The organism is Promicromonospora kroppenstedtii (assembly GCF_044389675.1).
Classification (GTDB): domain Bacteria; phylum Actinomycetota; class Actinomycetes; order Actinomycetales; family Cellulomonadaceae; genus Promicromonospora; species Promicromonospora kroppenstedtii.
The window spans coordinates 15,991-30,961 of record NZ_JBIRYI010000009.1 but is presented as its reverse complement, the minus strand read 5'-3'; the positions used below and the strand labels follow the sequence as shown (position 1 = coordinate 30,961).

Genomic DNA, 14,971 nt, shown 5'->3' with positions numbered 1-14,971 from the left:
CGTGTGCCCATGACCACACTGGCGTGCATCATCCGCCCCTCGACCCCGCCGTCCCGCGTCATCCCGCTCGCCCGCGCGATCGAGGCCGCGGGGATCGAGGAGATCTGGCTCTGGGAGGACTGCTTCCAGACCGGCGGCATCTCCGCGGCGAGCGCGATCCTGGCCGCCACCGAACGGGTCCGCGTGGGGATCGGCGTGATGCCGACGCCGCTGCGGAACGTGGCGCTCACCGCGATGGAGGTCGCGACGGTGGACGGCATGTTCCCGGGCCGGCTGATCCCGGGGATCGGCCACGGCGTGCAGTCCTGGATGGGGCAGGTCGGCGCCCGCGCCGCATCGCCCCTGACGCTCATGCGGGAGTATGCGACGACGCTGCGCGCGCTGCTGGCCGGGGAACGCGTGACGACGTCGGGCCGGTACGTGAATCTGGACGACGTGCAGCTGGACTGGCCGCCCGCCGCGCCCGTCGGGGTGCCGGTCGCCGCGACCGGGCCCAAGTCCCTGCGGCTCGCGGGCGAGGTGGGCGACGGCGTGGTGCTGGAGGGCTCGGTGGGCATGGTCGGGCTGCCCGCCGCTCTGGAGCGGGTCGCAGAGGGCCGCGCCGCCGCCGGGCGCAACGGTGAGGCGTTCCGGGTGATCCAGTTCGTGTGCGGCGGAACCGGGCCGGACGCCGCCGCCCGGCTGCGCGCCGAGCTCACCTCCTGGGGCCAGGACGTGGCCGACGACGAGCGACTGGCTGACTACGCGCTCTGGGGCGACGCCCTGGCGCTGGCCGAGGGCGTGCGCCGGCTCGGCGCGGCAGGCGCGGACACGGTGGCGATCCAGCCGACCGAGGACGACCCGGATCTGGTGCGGCTCGCCGAGGTGCTGGGCGAGGCCCGGGAACTGCTGAGCCGGGACTGACGGCGGCAGGGCTGACGGCGGCAGGACCTGGCCGCCGGGGGCTCCCCTTTGAGGCCTAAGTTTCTTCGCTTTCCGGTGCTGGAAAGCGAAGAAACTTAGGCCTCGAAGGGAGTCGCGTCTGGCGGGACACATTCGGCGTCGCCCAAAGGACGTTGAGGCCCGTCCGCGGGTGACGCAGCGTGGACCGGGCCGGAGGGACGAGCCCTCCGGCCACGAAGGAGGTTCACGATGACGAAGTTCGTACGGGTCGCCGCCGCTGGTGCCGCGGCCCTGCTCACGACTGCCGCCGCCGTGCTCGGTGCGGCCACCGCCACCGCCGCCGACCGAGAGTACGGCACGGACGGGACCCGCGTGACGTCGGTCCCGGCGGGCCATCCGGTCCCGGCGGGCCATCCGTGGGACAACGACACGGACGGCACCCGCGTCACGTCCGTCCCGGCCGGGCACCCGTGGTCCAACGGCACGGACGGTCACGACTGGAACAACGGTCACGACTGGAACGACGGCCCGGGCGTGACGTCGGACAACAAGGACTGGTCGGCCGGCACCGACGGGACCCGGGTGACCTCGGTCCAGGACGACCGCGAGTACTGAGCCCGGACAGCACGACGCCGGGGTCGCACCGTGTCTGAGACGGTGCGACCCCGGCGTCGTCGTGGCTGTCCGCGGGTCAGGCGGTCAGAGGTCGCGCGACGGCGGGGCGAACGTACCCGTGGCCGGCGGGGCGGCGGGCGCGCCGTTCGGTTCCGCGGCGGGGGCCGCCGAACCTTCCGAAAGGTTGCCCAGGAAACCCTCGACCCGGGAACGCATGGGGCCGATCAGCGCACCGCCGACACCGACGATCAGAATGCCGGCCACGGTGGCCAGGAATGCCACGAGGACGGGCATTGTCACCGTGGTGCCGATACCGATCTGGTTCACGGCGGCGATAACACCGAGCGCGATGATGAGGAACGAGACCGTCTTCGCCACCAGCGAGCCGTAGGAAACACCCCTCATGGTGTTCAGGAGAAGGTCCTTCACGGCATTCGCGATGGCTCCGGCGATCACCACGATGACGATCGCGACCACGAGGCTCGGGAGCCACGCCACGATCTGGTTGACGATCGCGCTCACCGGGTTGGTGGGTCCGAAGGCGCTCAGCGCGAGCTGCAGCGTGATCAGCAGGATGAAGTAGTAGATGATCTTCGTGAGCAGCGCGATCGGCTCGATGCCCGACCCGGCGAGCAGCCGGTTCGCCCCCGCCCGCTCAAGCACCTTGTTGAAGCCGACGCGCGTCAGGATCATCCCCACGAACCGGGCGATCGCCTTGGCGATGAAGTACCCGATGAGGAATACGACAAGGAACACGAGGAGCTTCGGGATGAAGCTCGCGATCGAGCTGAGCGCATTGGTGAGCGGCGCCAGCCAGTCGACCTGGTTCGGCACGACGAGTGCCGTATTGAAGAATGTCATTGCTCTCCCCCTTCGAGATCTTTTCGGGCACCAAGGGCGCGCATCGTCGGCGCGGCGCAAAGGTGCCAGCACTCCAAGAACATATGCCGCAGAAGCGCATTCTGCGCGGTGGGATTTAGTGCAACCGAACGCAATTCGAACGCAACTTTGAACATCACCGCAGGTCAGGTCGTCGCCCGCCGGCCGACATGTTCATGAATTTGCCTGATTCCCCTGTAGAGCGGGTGAGACATAAGCGACATTCCATCGGGGCTGGAGTGGCGAGCGCCTAGCCTGGCGACATGGATGCCCTGCACGAGCGGACCGCCGTCGAGCTCCGCGACCTCCTTGCCGCCGGAGAGCTCACTCCCACCGAGGTGACCGAGCACTTCCTGAACCGGGTCGACCGGCTGAACCCCCGGGTCGGCGCCTTCGTCACCGTCACCCCCGAACGGGCGCGCAAACGCGCGGCGGAGCTCGAAGAGGCCCGAGCGGCCGGATCGGGCCCGACGCCGGGCGGTCTGTGGGGCCTGCCGACCGGGGACAAGGACCTGTGGAACCGGGCGGGCGTGCCCACCGGCTTCGGGTCGCGCGCCTTCGCGGGTCTGCCGCCGGCCGAGGAGAGCGACGAGATCGTCCGGGTGCTCGACGGCGCGGGCATCGTCAGCCTGGGCAAGACCACCGCGCCCGAGCTGGGCTTCCCGGCCTACACCGAGCCGGTGGGCGCACCGCCCGCGCGCACCCCGTGGGACCTGACCCGCGGGGCCGGGGGCTCCAGCGGCGGCGCGGCCGCGGCGGTGGCGGCGGGCCTGCTGCCGTTCGCCCCCGGGTCCGACGGCGGCGGGTCGATCCGCATCCCGGCGGCGGCCTGCGGCGTCGTGGGGCTCAAGCCCACGCGGGGCCTGCTGCCGGCGGGCAGCGGCGTCGACTCGCTGGGCGGGCTCGTGGTGAACGGCCCGATCGCTCGCACCGTGGCGGACACCGCCCTGCTGCTGGAGGCGATGCTGCCGAGGCGCGCCGGGGGCGACGTCGCGCACCCGTACACGCTGCGGGCGCCGTCGTACGCCGCCGGGGCTTACCTCGCGGCCGCGCAGCGGGCCGGGCTGCCGGCGGACGCCGGCGCGGCGGGCGCGGGTGTCGCGCGGATCGGCGTGACCACGTCGTCGGCCTGGGACGGGTTCTACGACATCGTCGTGTCACCCGAGGCGCGCGCCGCGCTGGACGCCGGGGTCCGTGCCCTGGCCGGGGCCGGGCACGAGATCGACGAGACCGCGCTGGCCGAGGCCCCCGAGTACGGGCCGGCGTTCCGGACCCTGTGGATGGGCGGGGCGTCGGCGGTGCCGATCGACGACCCGGCGACCCTGGACAAGCTGGAGCCGCTGACGCAGTGGCTCATCCGCACGGGCCGCACCGTCCCCGCGCGACAGCTCGCCGAGGCGGTGCGCACCCTCACCGGGTTCGAGCGCTCGCTCGTCGCGCAGGTCAGCGCGTACGACGCCGTCATGACCCCGGCCCTCGCGCTGACGCCGCGACCGATCGGCTGGTACGACGCGGAGGACCCCGAGCGGAACTTCGAGCAGCAGTGCCAGTACACGCCGTGGACGTCGATGCTGAACGTGGCCGGGCTGCCCGCGATCACCGTGCCGACCCACTGGACCGAGCCCACGGCCGACGCGCCCGCCGGGCTGCCGATGGGGGTGCAGATCATCGGCCGGCCGGGCGGCGAGCTCACGCTGCTGGCGCTGGCAGCCCAACTGGAGTCGGCCCTCCCGGGCCCGCGGGCCTTCCCGCTCTGACCTGTCAGAGGCACAGGTCACCGCAGGGGCCTGTGCGTCTGACCCGGGGTTCGGCCGTGGCCGAAGGAGGTTCCGCATCGCCAGGACCCGTGGTTGGGTACCCCTAGTGGGTATCCGCGCACGAGGACACGAGGAGACCGGGACCATGACCGAGGCCTTCGAGGCGGCCGCCCCGGCACGGCGCAGCCGCTGGACCGGGACCTGGCCCACCAACACCGGCTGGGTCGTGCTCGGCGCGCTGACCGGCTTCGGCCTGCTGGTGAGCGGGACGGCGATCGCCGGCGGCACCTGGCAGGACGCCGTGGCCGAGGACCCGACCACCGCCGTCGGCGTCGCGGCGCTCTGCTACCTGGCCGCCGCGGTGACCGGAGTGCGCTGGACGGCGTGGCTGGTCGCGCTGCTGGCATCCGCGATCCCGGTCACGTCCGAGCTGCTGGACACGCCACGCTGGATCGCGTTCGTGCTCGTGGGCCTCGTGCTCACCGGCATCGGGCTGGCCCGGGGCCGCAGCGCGACCTGGCCGCAGGCCGCCGCGATGGCCGGCTTCTTCGGCGTTGCCGCCGTCGCCCTGTTCCTGGAGCCACGCGTCGGACTGGCCCTCGCGGGCCTCGCCCTCGCCGCGCACGCGGGGTGGGACGTGGTGCACTACCGGCGCGACGTGGTGGTCAACCGCTCGCTCGCGCTGTGGTGCATCGGCCTCGACCTCACGATGGGCGGCATCTGCGTGGCGCTGGCGCTGTAGTTGTCAGTCCTCGTCCGGGAGGCAGCCGAACGCCTCGTCGAAGCCGAGCGCGGCCGTCGCCAGCAGGCCCGCCAGGCCCGAGCCCTCGGGCACGGGACGCGGGTCGTCGGTCACGACCCACAGCCCGTCGACGACGTCGTATCCCGCCTGCGGGCCGTCGGCCACCAGGCTGCCGACGGCGGCGATCAGCCGCTCGATCTCCTCGCCGGCGGTGCCGACACCGACCGAGGCACGCACCGCGCCGGCGTCGAATCCGAGGCGGCCGAGCAGCGGGTGCGCGCAGAAGCGCCCGTCCCGCACGCCGATGCCGTGCTCCGCGGACAGGTACGCGGCGACGAGGCCCGGGTCGTACCCGGTCACGGTGAAGGTCACGACGCCCACGGGGTCGACGGCGTCGGCCCAGACCCGCACGACCTCGACACGGTCGATGGCCTCCAGGCCGGACACGAGCCGCTGCCGGAGGGCGTTCTCGTGCGCGACGACCTCGGCAGGGTCCAGCGCGGCGAGCTCCTCGCACGCCGCCGCGAGGGCGACCGCACCGATCACGTTGGGCGAGCCGGCCTCGTGGCGCGCGGGACCCTCGTGCCACTCCGTGCCGCCCACCCGCACGCGGCGGACGGCGCCGCCGCCCGCGAGGTACGGCGTGCCCGCGTCGAGCCAGTCGCGACGGCCCACCAGCACGCCCGCGCCGAACGGGGCGTAGGTCTTGTGCCCGGAGAAGGCGAGGTAGTCGACGCCGGTCGACTCCAGCGAGATGCGGCGGTGCGGCACGAGCTGGGCGCCGTCGAGCACCACCCGTGCGCCGAACTCGTGGGCGACGGCGACGATCTCGGCGATCGGGAGCGACTCCCCCGTCACGTTCGAGGCGCCGGTCAGGGCCAGGAGAGCGAACGGGCGGTCCGCGGCGGCGTCAGCCAGCTCCTCCCGGATCTGGGCGACGGTCGCGGCCACGGTGGCACCGCCGGTCAGCACGGTCGCGCCGGTGGTGCGCTGCCAGGGCAGCAGGTTCGCGTGGTGCTCCACGTCGAGCACCAGCACGCGGCCGGGCTCGCCGTCGGGCTGCGCGGGGACGCAGCCTGCCAGGAGGTTCAGGGAGTCGGTGGTGTTCCGCGTGACGATCGTCAGGTCGTCCTCGCGGGCGCCGACGAACGCGCCGATGGTGCGGCGGGCGGTCTCGTACAGCGCCGTGCTCACCTGCGAGAGGTAGCCGGCGCCGCGGTGCACGCTGGCGTACAGCGGCAGCACCTGGGTGACGCGGTCGGCGACGGCCTGCAACGCCGGGGCCGACGCGGCGACGTCGAGGTTCGCGTACGAGACCTGGGTGCCGTCAACGAGCGGAACGAGCGTGCCGCCGCCGACCACGGGCCGCAGCGGGGCGAGGCCGGTCACCGCGGTGGCACGGCTGATGGTGGGAGCAGACATGGCGTCCTCCAGCACAGTCCTGGGGGAGGTTCCCCCGCGCTTGCCGCGCGCGGGTGCGCGCGGCCTGGTCGTCACCCGGGGCACCCCACCGCGGAGGGAGGGTTGCCGGCCAGCGAGCCGGGGCTTGACGCTGGCGCTCATGACCTGCGGCCATCCTGTGCCGCGGGCAAAAGCCCTGTCAACGCATGTCTCAGATGCTGGTCCCACCTGCTGGGCGAGCCGATCGGGCCGCGAGATCGGCGACGCGGGCCGCGTCCGTGCGGTACATCGCGGCGTGCTCGCGCAGCTCGGCCGGCCCGCCGTCGTCGGCCCTGGCCTCGCTGAACGCGGCGAGGTCCGTCAGGCGCTCGGCCATCGCCCCGAGCACCTCCACGCGTGACCACCCGGCTCCGTACGCATCGACCAGCACGTCCAACCGGACCGGCGGATCCAGGTGGCCGACCTCGTAGGACACCCCGGCGAACGCGTCCGCCGCGAACGGGGCCAGGCGGTACGCGGTGTAGGCCAGGTCCCACAGGCGGGGTCCAGGTGAGGCCGTGTCCACGTCGATGAGGCCGGCGAGCCGGCCCGCGCGGAACACCATGTTGTACGGCGCTGCGTCGTTGTGGCAGATCACCTCGGCCGGCTCGCGAGCGGGTAGCCGCCAGACGGCGCCCGGCGGGTCGATGCCGACGGACGCGTCGTGGAGCCGGCGCAGGAGGCGCCCGGCGTCGCGCAGGTTCGCCTCGGACCAGAGCCACTCCGGGGCCGGCCAGCCCGGGACGTCGCCCGGGAGGAACGAGACGATCTCGCGCCCCCGCTCGTCGAGCCCGAACGGCTCCGGCACCTCCGTGACGCCGCGGTCCCGGACCTGGCGCAGGTACGCGTGGACCGTGGGCGTCCACGGCCCGGCGGAACGCCGCACGGTGTCCCCCACGCGCACGACCTCGGACATGTTCCCACCGGTCAGCGGTTCCTCGTTCCCGGGCATGGTCGTCACCGTACTGAGAATCGGCTTCCCCACCAGATTGGTCGGGTTATCTGTCGAGACACTGTTCCACCCACCGGACACATGTCGTAGGGTTGGCGGCGACCATCCCGAGCGGCCGAGTGACGTGGCACGACGACGCCGCAGCAACCCAGCGTTCCCCGCAGCAGCGGAGGACGGCCGAGGGTGCTACCGCCACGACCGATGGAGGAGCATCATGAGCGACCCCGCGCGCATCGACGTCCGGCCCGCCGAGGGCTACGCCGGCGACATCACGCCCGAGCAGGCCTGGGAGCTGCTGGCCGGCGACCCGTCCGCCGTCCTCGTGGACGTCCGCACCCAGGGCGAGTGGCGCACGATCGGCATCCCCGACACGGCGACGCTCGAGAAGCAGCCCGTGTTCAGCGAGTGGGTGCAGGCCGGGGGTGTGCCGAACCCGCGGTTCCTGGAGGAGCTCCGGGCGGCCGGCGTGACCGACGGGCCGATCGTCTTCCTGTGCCGCTCCGGCCAGCGCTCGATCGCGGCGGCGCGGCTCGCCACGGCATCGGGCATCGCGCCGGCGTACAACGTGCTGGACGGCTTCGAGGGTGCGCCCGGGGCCGACGGCGTCCGTGACCAGCGGGGCTGGAAGGTCGTCGGGCTGCCCTGGACGGCGGGTCCCGCGTGACCGTCACCGGTGCGTTCCCGGCGGACGCGAACCCTGGCGGCTCCGGCCGCAAGCCGCTGCCGGCCGGGGTGCGCCCCGCGACGCTCGCCGTGCGCGGCGGGCACCGGCGCAGCGAGTTCCAGGAGACCAGCGAGGCGCTGTTCCTCACGCAGGGCTACGTCTACGACAACGCGGCCGAGGCCGAGGCCGCCTTCAAGGGCGACGTCGACCGGTTCGTCTACTCGCGCTACGGCAACCCGACCGTGCACACCTTCGAGGAGCGGCTGCGCCAGCTCGAGGGCGCCGAGGCCTGCTACGCGACCGCGAGCGGCATGTCCGCCGTGTTCACGGCGCTGGCCGCGCTCGTGGAGTCGGGATCGCGGATCGTGGCCGCCCGGGCCCTGTTCGGGTCCAGCGTGGTGATCTTCGAGGAGATCTTCAAGAAGTGGGGTGTGCGCACCGACTACGTCGACGGGCACGAGCTGTCGCAGTGGCAGGAGGCCCTGTCCACGCCCGCGGACGTGGTGTTCTTCGAGACGCCCTCGAACCCGATGCAGGACATCGTGGACGTGCGCGCCGTCGTGGACCTGGCGCACGCCGCCGGGGCCGTCGTGGTGCTCGACAACGTGTTCGCCACCCCGCTGCTGCAGCAGCCGCTGGAGCTGGGCGCCGACGTGGTCGTGTACTCCGCGACCAAGCACATCGACGGGCAGGGGCGCGTGCTGGGCGGCGCGATCCTCGGCTCGACCGACTACATCACCGGTCCCGTGCAGACGTTCATCCGCAACACCGGGCCGTCGCTGGCGCCGTTCAACGCCTGGACCCTGCTCAAGGGCCTGGAGACCCTGCCGGTACGGGTCGCGGCGCAGGGGGCCAGCGCCCTCGCCGTCGCACACGCGCTGGAGGAACTGCCGGCGGTGGGTACGGTGCGGTACCCGTTCCTCGACTCGCACCCGCAGGCCGAGCTGGCGCGCTCCCAGATGAGCGGCGGCGGCACCGTGGTGACGTTCGACCTGGCGGTCCCCGAGGGGTCCGACGCCGAGGCCGCGAAGCAGCGCACGTTCCGGTTCCTCGACGCGCTGCGGCTGGTCGACATCTCGAACAACCTGGGCGACGCGAAGTCCCTGATCACCCACCCCGCCACGACCACGCACCGCAAGCTCGGCGCGACCGGCCGGGCCGCCGTCGGCATCGCGGAGACCACGGTTCGGCTCTCGGTGGGCCTGGAGGACGTGCGGGACATCATCGAGGACGTCGAACAGGCCCTCGCCGCGCCGACGGGATAGAACCAGGGCGAGACAGAACTCTGGTTCTGTCTCGCCCCAGTCCTGCCTCGGTGCGGCTCCTATTTCGGCAGTGCCGCCGCGAGGATCTCTCGGGCATGGCTCGTCCGGCCCTCCAGGACGGCGACGTCCGACGTCGCGATCGCGCGCGACGCCGCCGGTGACACGCCGTCCGCCGGGTCGAGCGCGGCGTCCTGCAGCGTGGCCCGCAGGTCGCCGTGGTGACCCCTGCCGCCGGTCGTCAGGCCCCAGCCGAACGGGAAGAGCGGGTCGTAGTCCCGGTCGCCCACGTTGACCACCGGGTCGTCGGCCGACCGCGGCCAGGAGACCGGCAGCCTGCCCGTGAACTTGCGGTCACCGAACAGCACGTCCGCGACGCCGGCACCCTCCGTGCCCGGCAGCCACGACGCGACCAGCGCGTCGATCGAGCCCAGTCGTTCGGTGAGCACCTGTGGCCGCCCCGACACCACGAGGACCACACAGGTCGGGATCTCGGCGCAGACCTTGTCCACGACCGCCGCGTCGCCCGGCTGCAGCGACATCGACTTCTCCTCGCGCGGCACCCCGCCGTCGGCCGGGTCCCAGGCCCACTCGGGCCCGCCCACGTCGCCGAACCCCTCGGCGTACGGGGTCTCGCCCACGACGACGACGCCGACGTCGGCCCCGTCGGTCGGCGCGGACGCGTCCTCGCTGAAGGTGACGTCGTCGGCCGCCGCCCGGATGCCCTCCAGGATCGTGGTGCCCTCGGTGACGTCGCCCGAGAAGCCCTGCCACGTACCGGTCCAGCCGCCGGCCTGGTTGCCCAGGTCGTCGGCGTTACGACCCGCGACGTAGATGCTCTCGTCCTCGTCCAGGGGCAGCGCGCGGCGGTTGTTCTTGAGCAGCACCTGCGACTTCGCGACCGCCTCGCGGGCGATCGCGCGGTGCCCGGCGGACCCGATCTCGTCGGCGTGCGAGCGGTCGGCGAACGGCTCCTCGAACAGCCCCAGCTCGAACTTGGCGGTCAGGATCCGGGACACGGCGTCGTCGATCCGTGCCTCCTTGACCTGGCCGTCGCGCACCGCCGCGACCAGCCGCGTGTGGAACCGCTCGAACTGGGACGGCTCCATGAACATGTCGACGCCCGCGTTCACACTCGTGACGATCTGCCCCGTGGTGGGCGAGTCGTCGGCGAGCGGCGGGATCTGGTGGATGCCCTGCCAGTCGCTGATCACGAAGCCGTCGAAGCCCTGCTTCTGCTTGAGCCACCCCGTGATCAGCTCGCGGTTCGCGTGCATCTTCACCGGGTTGCCGAGTCCGTCGTCGGTCCAGTCGATGCTGGAGAAGCTCGGCATGACCGAGCCCACGCCGGCCCTGAGGGCCGCGGCGTAGGGCGGCAGGTCCACCTTCTCGACGTGGCGCCGGCTCTGCTGCGTGATGCCCTGGTCGATCGTGTAGTCGCCCTCGCCGGTGCCGAAGGTCGTGTCGCCGTCGCCCACGAAGTGCTTGGCGGTCGCGAGCACCGACCGGTTGCTCTCCAGGTCCTTGCCCTGGAACCCGGCCACGGCCGCCGCGCCGAGCACGCTCGCGAGGGCGGGGTGCTCGCCGAACGACTCGTAGGTGCGGCCCCAGCGGTCGTCGCGCACCACGCACACGCACGGCGCGAACGTCCACGGGATGCCGGTCGCGCGGGTCTCCGTGGCGACCATGCGCTCCGCGCGTGCGACGAGCAGCGGGTCGCGCGTGGCACCGAGCCCGATGTTGTGCGGCAGGATCGTGGCGCCGTTCAGGTTGCCGTGCCCGTGCACCGAGTCGACGCCGTAGATCAGCGGGATCTGCAGCCGCGTCGCGAGGGCCTGCGTCTGGAAGCCGTCGACGGCGTCGGCCCACGCCTCCGGCGTGTTCTCGGCCGGCGTCGAGCCTCCGCCGCTGAGCACCGAACCGAGACCGAGCTCGGCGATGACCGCCGGGTCACCCGTCACGTTCCCGCGCTCGGCCTGGGTCATCTGCCCGACCTTCTCGGCGAGCGTCATGCGCTTCAGGAGGTCGGCGACGCGCTTCTTGGTGGACAGGCGCGGGTCGAGGTAGGGCAGGCCGTGCGCCCGCACGACGACGGCGGGCCGGCCTGAGACCTCGGCGTCCCGCGACCGCAGGGTCACGGGGACCGTCTCGGCCGTCTCACCGGCTTCGGACGCGCGGGTCGTGACGTGCAGGGTGCGGACGGTGCCGGACGGCGTCCCGGCGGGGAACTCGAGGGTGCCGGAGCCGGCCACGTAGTCGGCGTCGGCGGTGGCCGTGCCGGAGCCGGTGCTCCAGTCCACGCTGACCGGGGCGGCGAGCGCGGCGTCGTCGGCCGACTCGACGGTGACGGTGACGGTCGCGGTGTCGCCGTCGTCCACGAAGGTGACGGGGCCCGCGCTCACGACGGCGTCGGCGGGCGTGGTGGCCCGGGTGGTCTGGGGAAGAGCGAACAGTGTCGTGGCGGCGAGAGCCGCCACGGCGATGAGTGCCGGTGTTCTGCGGACGCGGTAGTGCTGCGCCGCGCCTGAGATGGCGGACATCTGAGGTATTCCTCTCTTCTTTGGGAGGTGATTTACCGATCACACACCGCACCCCCGCAGGGCACAAGCCGGGTTGACCCCTGGATAGGGTGATTCGGTGGACCCCATTGCCCCCTTTGCGACAGTGCTGCGCGCCGACAACCCCGGCCCGATGACGCTCGACGGAACTCGGTCGTACGTGCTGCGCGGACCCGGGTCGCCGGGCTGCGTGGTCGTGGACCCGGGTCCGGACCTGGCGCCGCACCTCGCCGCGCTGGCCGGCGCCGGACCCGTCGACCTGGTGCTGGTGACCCACCGGCACGCCGACCACACCGGCGGGCTGGCGCGGTTCCGGGAGCTCACGGGCGCGCCGTCACGAGGCGTCCTGCCGGAGTTCTGCGCGGGCGCCGGGCCGCTCACCGACGGCGAGGTGCTGGAAGTCGCCGGCCTCCGCGTCGAGGTGCTGGCCACCCCGGGGCACACGGCGGACTCGGTGTGCCTCGTGGTGTCGGACGGCGCGACCTCCGTGGTGCTCACGGGCGACACGGTGCTGGGCCGCGGGACCACGGTGCTCGCCGAGCCCGACGGGTCGCTGCGCGACTACCTCGCCTCGCTGGACCGGCTGGGCGCGCTCGACCTACCCGACCCCGTGCCAGGCCTGCCAGGGCACGGGCCGGTGCTCCCGGACCTGCGTGCCGCGGTGGGCGCGTACCGCGCGCACCGGACGGAACGGCTGGACCAGGTGCGTGCGGCGCTCACCGCGCTCGGAGTGTCGCTGCCCGACGCCGACGGCCCGCTCCCGGACCCGCTCCTCGACGCCGTGACCGGCGCGGTGTACGCCGACGTCGACCCGTCGGTGCTGCCGGCGGCCCGCTCGTCGGTCCGCGCGCAGCTGGACCACCTGCGCGGGCGGTCGTGACGCAGGAGCCTGGAGGTACGGTCAGAGCGGCTTGCCGAGGAACAGGAGCTGGGCGTCGTCCGAGTCGTAGGGCGGGTACGGCAGCACCGGCCGGTAGCCGAGCTTCCCGTACAGGCGCAGCGCAGTGGGCTGTCGGATGCCCGTGTTGAGGTAGGCCGCCAGGCCGCCGCGCCTTCGGGCCACCTCCTCGAGGTGCCCGACCAGGGCCGAGGCGACGCCCGCGCGGCGCACCGACGGGTCGACGAACACGCTCTGCAGCTCGAACCCGCGGGACTCGCCCGCCTCCGCGACGGCCGCGATACCGCCGACGCCGCGCAGCGGGTCGGCCGTGAGGTGCTCGGGGCCCACCGGCGACGCCGCGAGAGTGGCGCAGCCGACGGGCCGGCCGTCCAGCGTGGCGAGGACCGTCACCAGCGCGGTGCGCCCCCGATCGACGTCGACGACGTCGTGGCCGCCACGGGCCTCGACGACCCGTGCCAGCTGCGGGTAGAGCGGCTCGAGGTAGGCCCACATGGCACGCCGCAGGGCGGCGGCGTCGGGATCGTCCCAGGGGACCTCCCGGAGCACCGGGGCGGACGCCGGGGCCTGCGGGCTCTCGACAGGCTCGACCAGCGAGGCCTCGACCAGGGGGGCCGTGCCCGCCGGGGCCGCGTCGGGCACCAGCCACTTGCCGAAGCAGCGCGAGCCCGGCTCGTCCGAGAACACGCCGAACGACTCGACCGGGTCGTAACCCAGGCGCAGGTACAGCCCCAGCGACTCGGGCTGCATGAGCCCGCTCTCCAGGATGAGGTGTCGCACGCCGGCGGCGCGGGCGGCGTCCTCGGCGACGGTCATCAGCGTCCGGGACAACCCGCGGCCGCGGAAGCGGGGCGCCACGTACACGCGCTTGACCTCGGCGGTCCCGTCGGGGTGCAGGCCGCCCTGGTAGTCGTCCCGGCCGGACAGGTCACGCAGCGCGGCGTGCCCGGCCGGCTCGCCGTCGACCCGCAGCAGCAGGGTCGCGAAGACGTTCGACGGGTCCACCTGGTCCCGCGCGTCCGGCACCGGGGCGCCGTCGGCGTCCGTCGTCGACGGCCGCCCGGGCTGCGCGTAGCGCAGGTCGATCTCCTGCTGCTGGTCCGCGCGGAGGCGGACGGCGTCCACGTGGCCCCAGCCGACCGTCTCGACGGTCAGGCCCGCGAGAACCTCAGCGACCATGACCGCCCGCCCGGACCTGACCAGTGGTCACGCGTGGACCAGCGAGGACAGCACCGACGTGAAGAACGTCAGGCCGTCCACACCGGCGCGCGGACCCTCGGCGGACGCCGGGCCGAAACCGGGCTCCACCGCGTGCTCCGGGTGGGGCATGAGACCCACCACGTTGCCGCGCTCGTTCGTGATGCCCGCGATGTCGCGGCGCGAACCGTTCGGGTTCCAGCCGTCGTAGCGGAAGACCACGCGGCCCTCGCCCTCGAGCTCGTCGAGCGTGCGCTCGTCGGCCACGAACTGGCCGTCCTGGTTCTTCAGCGGGATGGTGATCCGCTGCCCGCGGCGGAACTCGTTGGTCCATGCCGTGTGCGCGTTCTCGACGACCAGCGACTGCTCCCGGCACACGAAGTGCAGGTGGTCGTTCTTGACCATCGAGCCCGGCAGCAGGTGCGCCTCGGTGAGGACCTGGAAGCCGTTGCAGATGCCGAGCACCGGCATGCCGCCCTTGGCGGCGTCGACCACGGCCGCCATGGCGGGCGCGAACCGGCTGATCGCGCCGGCGCGCAGGTAGTCGCCGTACGAGAAGCCGCCGGGCAGCACCACGGCGTCGACGTCCTGCAGCGACTCGTCGGCGTGCCAGATCGAGACCGCCTCGGCGCCGGCCAGGCGCACGGCACGCGCCGCGTCCCGGTCGTCCAGCGTGCCGGGGAACGTGATGACGCCGATGCGGGCCTCGGCGATGCCGGCCGCGGTGGCGACGGGCGCCGGCTCGGTCGCGGACATCAGGCGTTCACCGGGGTGCCGGTCGCCTCACCCGGGACCGCGGCGGCGTCGGCGACCGAGACCACGTCCTCGATCACCGGGTTGGACAGCAGGGTGGCCGCGGCCTCCCGGGCGGCGGCGAGGATCTCCGGCGTGACCTCACCGTCCACCTCGAGCTCGAACCGCTTGCCCTGACGCACACCGGAGAACTGGGTGAAGCCGAGGCGCGGCAGCGCTCCGACGACAGCCTTGCCCTGGGGGTCCAGGATCTCGGGCTTGGGCATGACCTCGACGACGACGCGTCCCACGAAGGCTCCTTGAAGGTGAGGGAATTCCGGGAAGAGTCTACTTGCGCCGCGGGGTGCCCCGCTGTGCGTGGACAGTGACCTG

At 73.3% G+C, this 14,971-nt stretch carries 14 protein-coding genes and 1 riboswitch; of the genes, 7 read left to right on the top strand and 7 right to left on the bottom strand.

All coding sequences use genetic code 11. From position 1 onward, the window contains the following. Nucleotides 1-9 precede the first annotated feature (9 nt). Together ACH47X_RS15350 and ACH47X_RS15345 are read left to right on the top strand one after the other, a co-directional pair. A complete protein-coding gene (locus ACH47X_RS15350) occupies nucleotides 10-903 on the top strand; it encodes an LLM class flavin-dependent oxidoreductase (protein ID WP_397405470.1) in 894 nt (297 codons plus the stop codon). Nucleotides 904-1,131: 228 nt separating this feature from the next. Beyond that, a complete protein-coding gene (locus ACH47X_RS15345) occupies nucleotides 1,132-1,497 on the top strand; it encodes a hypothetical protein (RefSeq protein ID WP_397405469.1) in 366 nt (121 codons plus the stop codon). Nucleotides 1,498-1,581: 84 nt separating this feature from the next. On the opposite strand, the gene ACH47X_RS15340 is transcribed toward ACH47X_RS15345, so the two are convergent. Next, nucleotides 1,582-2,430 carry a mechanosensitive ion channel family protein gene (locus ACH47X_RS15340; protein WP_397405468.1) on the bottom strand — a complete coding sequence of 283 codons (849 nt, stop codon included), beginning with the start codon at nucleotides 2,428-2,430 and terminating at the stop codon, nucleotides 1,582-1,584. 209 nt (nucleotides 2,431-2,639) lie between these two features. Here ACH47X_RS15340 and ACH47X_RS15335 point away from each other — a divergent pair, with 209 nt between their 5' ends. Both ACH47X_RS15335 and ACH47X_RS15330 read left to right on the top strand, forming a co-directional pair. Then, a complete protein-coding gene (locus ACH47X_RS15335; protein WP_397405467.1) occupies nucleotides 2,640-4,133 on the top strand; it encodes an amidase in 1,494 nt (497 codons plus the stop codon). Nucleotides 4,134-4,278: 145 nt separating this feature from the next. Further along, on the top strand, nucleotides 4,279-4,875 hold the full coding sequence (locus ACH47X_RS15330; protein ID WP_397405466.1) for a hypothetical protein: 597 nt from the start codon (nucleotides 4,279-4,281) through the stop codon (nucleotides 4,873-4,875). Nucleotides 4,876-4,878: 3 nt separating this feature from the next. Here the strand turns inward: ACH47X_RS15330 and ACH47X_RS15325 are convergent, their stop codons facing one another. Together ACH47X_RS15325 and ACH47X_RS15320 are read right to left on the bottom strand one after the other, a co-directional pair. Next, nucleotides 4,879-6,297 carry an aminotransferase class V-fold PLP-dependent enzyme gene (locus tag ACH47X_RS15325; RefSeq protein WP_397405465.1) on the bottom strand — a complete coding sequence of 473 codons (1,419 nt, stop codon included), beginning with the start codon at nucleotides 6,295-6,297 and terminating at the stop codon, nucleotides 4,879-4,881. A 31-nt stretch (nucleotides 6,298-6,328) separates the two neighbouring features. Then, a riboswitch (SAM riboswitch) is annotated at nucleotides 6,329-6,442 on the bottom strand. Nucleotides 6,443-6,487: 45 nt separating this feature from the next. Further along, nucleotides 6,488-7,267, bottom strand: a complete 780-nt coding sequence (locus ACH47X_RS15320; protein WP_397405464.1) for a phosphotransferase — start codon at nucleotides 7,265-7,267, stop codon at nucleotides 6,488-6,490. Nucleotides 7,268-7,481: 214 nt separating this feature from the next. Between ACH47X_RS15320 and ACH47X_RS15315 the strand changes: the two genes are divergently transcribed. Together ACH47X_RS15315 and ACH47X_RS15310 are read left to right on the top strand one after the other, a co-directional pair. Next, nucleotides 7,482-7,931: a rhodanese-like domain-containing protein gene (locus ACH47X_RS15315; protein ID WP_397405463.1), complete on the top strand. Its 450-nt coding sequence runs from the start codon at nucleotides 7,482-7,484 to the stop codon at nucleotides 7,929-7,931. After that, the gene (locus ACH47X_RS15310; protein WP_397405462.1) at nucleotides 7,928-9,196 is read left to right on the top strand and encodes an O-succinylhomoserine sulfhydrylase; all 1,269 of its coding nucleotides are present in this window, start codon (nucleotides 7,928-7,930) and stop codon (nucleotides 9,194-9,196) included. Before ACH47X_RS15315 ends, ACH47X_RS15310 begins: the two co-directional genes overlap by 4 nt. Nucleotides 9,197-9,255: 59 nt before the next feature. Here ACH47X_RS15310 and ACH47X_RS15305 read toward each other — a convergent pair whose 3' ends face one another. Then, nucleotides 9,256-11,733 (bottom strand): glycoside hydrolase family 3 N-terminal domain-containing protein, encoded by a 2,478-nt coding sequence (locus tag ACH47X_RS15305; protein ID WP_397405461.1) that lies wholly within the window; start codon nucleotides 11,731-11,733, stop codon nucleotides 9,256-9,258. A 151-nt stretch (nucleotides 11,734-11,884) separates the two neighbouring features. On the opposite strand from ACH47X_RS15305, the gene ACH47X_RS15300 reads away from it, so the two are divergent. Further along, nucleotides 11,885-12,631 (top strand): MBL fold metallo-hydrolase, encoded by a 747-nt coding sequence (locus ACH47X_RS15300; protein WP_397405652.1) that lies wholly within the window; start codon nucleotides 11,885-11,887, stop codon nucleotides 12,629-12,631. A 21-nt stretch (nucleotides 12,632-12,652) separates the two neighbouring features. On the opposite strand, the gene ACH47X_RS15295 is transcribed toward ACH47X_RS15300, so the two are convergent. The 3 genes from ACH47X_RS15295 to purS are packed head-to-tail and all read right to left on the bottom strand — an operon-like array spanning nucleotide 12,653 to nucleotide 14,889. After that, a complete protein-coding gene (locus ACH47X_RS15295; RefSeq protein WP_397405460.1) occupies nucleotides 12,653-13,828 on the bottom strand; it encodes a GNAT family N-acetyltransferase in 1,176 nt (391 codons plus the stop codon). Between the two features lie 27 nt (nucleotides 13,829-13,855). Continuing rightward, nucleotides 13,856-14,602 (bottom strand): phosphoribosylformylglycinamidine synthase subunit PurQ, encoded by a 747-nt coding sequence (gene purQ / locus ACH47X_RS15290; RefSeq protein WP_397405459.1) that lies wholly within the window; start codon nucleotides 14,600-14,602, stop codon nucleotides 13,856-13,858. Continuing rightward, nucleotides 14,602-14,889, bottom strand: a complete 288-nt coding sequence (purS, locus tag ACH47X_RS15285) for a phosphoribosylformylglycinamidine synthase subunit PurS (RefSeq protein WP_036962638.1) — start codon at nucleotides 14,887-14,889, stop codon at nucleotides 14,602-14,604. Before purS ends, purQ begins: the two co-directional genes overlap by 1 nt. Between the last annotated feature and the right edge of the window lie 82 nt (nucleotides 14,890-14,971).

Coding starts and splice junctions, on each gene's coding strand:
- ACH47X_RS15295 (WP_397405460.1), bottom strand. CDS start 13,828: ATGGTCGCTGAGGTTCTCGCGGGCCTGACCGTCGAGACGGTCGGCTGG.
- ACH47X_RS15320 (WP_397405464.1), bottom strand. CDS start 7,267: ATGCCCGGGAACGAGGAACCGCTGACCGGTGGGAACATGTCCGAGGTC.
- ACH47X_RS15335 (WP_397405467.1), top strand. CDS start 2,640: ATGGATGCCCTGCACGAGCGGACCGCCGTCGAGCTCCGCGACCTCCTT.
- ACH47X_RS15305 (WP_397405461.1), bottom strand. CDS start 11,733: ATGTCCGCCATCTCAGGCGCGGCGCAGCACTACCGCGTCCGCAGAACA.
- ACH47X_RS15330 (WP_397405466.1), top strand. CDS start 4,279: ATGACCGAGGCCTTCGAGGCGGCCGCCCCGGCACGGCGCAGCCGCTGG.
- ACH47X_RS15350 (WP_397405470.1), top strand. CDS start 10: ATGACCACACTGGCGTGCATCATCCGCCCCTCGACCCCGCCGTCCCGC.
- ACH47X_RS15300 (WP_397405652.1), top strand. CDS start 11,885: ATGACGCTCGACGGAACTCGGTCGTACGTGCTGCGCGGACCCGGGTCG.
- ACH47X_RS15315 (WP_397405463.1), top strand. CDS start 7,482: ATGAGCGACCCCGCGCGCATCGACGTCCGGCCCGCCGAGGGCTACGCC.
- ACH47X_RS15345 (WP_397405469.1), top strand. CDS start 1,132: ATGACGAAGTTCGTACGGGTCGCCGCCGCTGGTGCCGCGGCCCTGCTC.
- ACH47X_RS15325 (WP_397405465.1), bottom strand. CDS start 6,297: ATGTCTGCTCCCACCATCAGCCGTGCCACCGCGGTGACCGGCCTCGCC.
- purQ (WP_397405459.1), bottom strand. CDS start 14,602: ATGTCCGCGACCGAGCCGGCGCCCGTCGCCACCGCGGCCGGCATCGCC.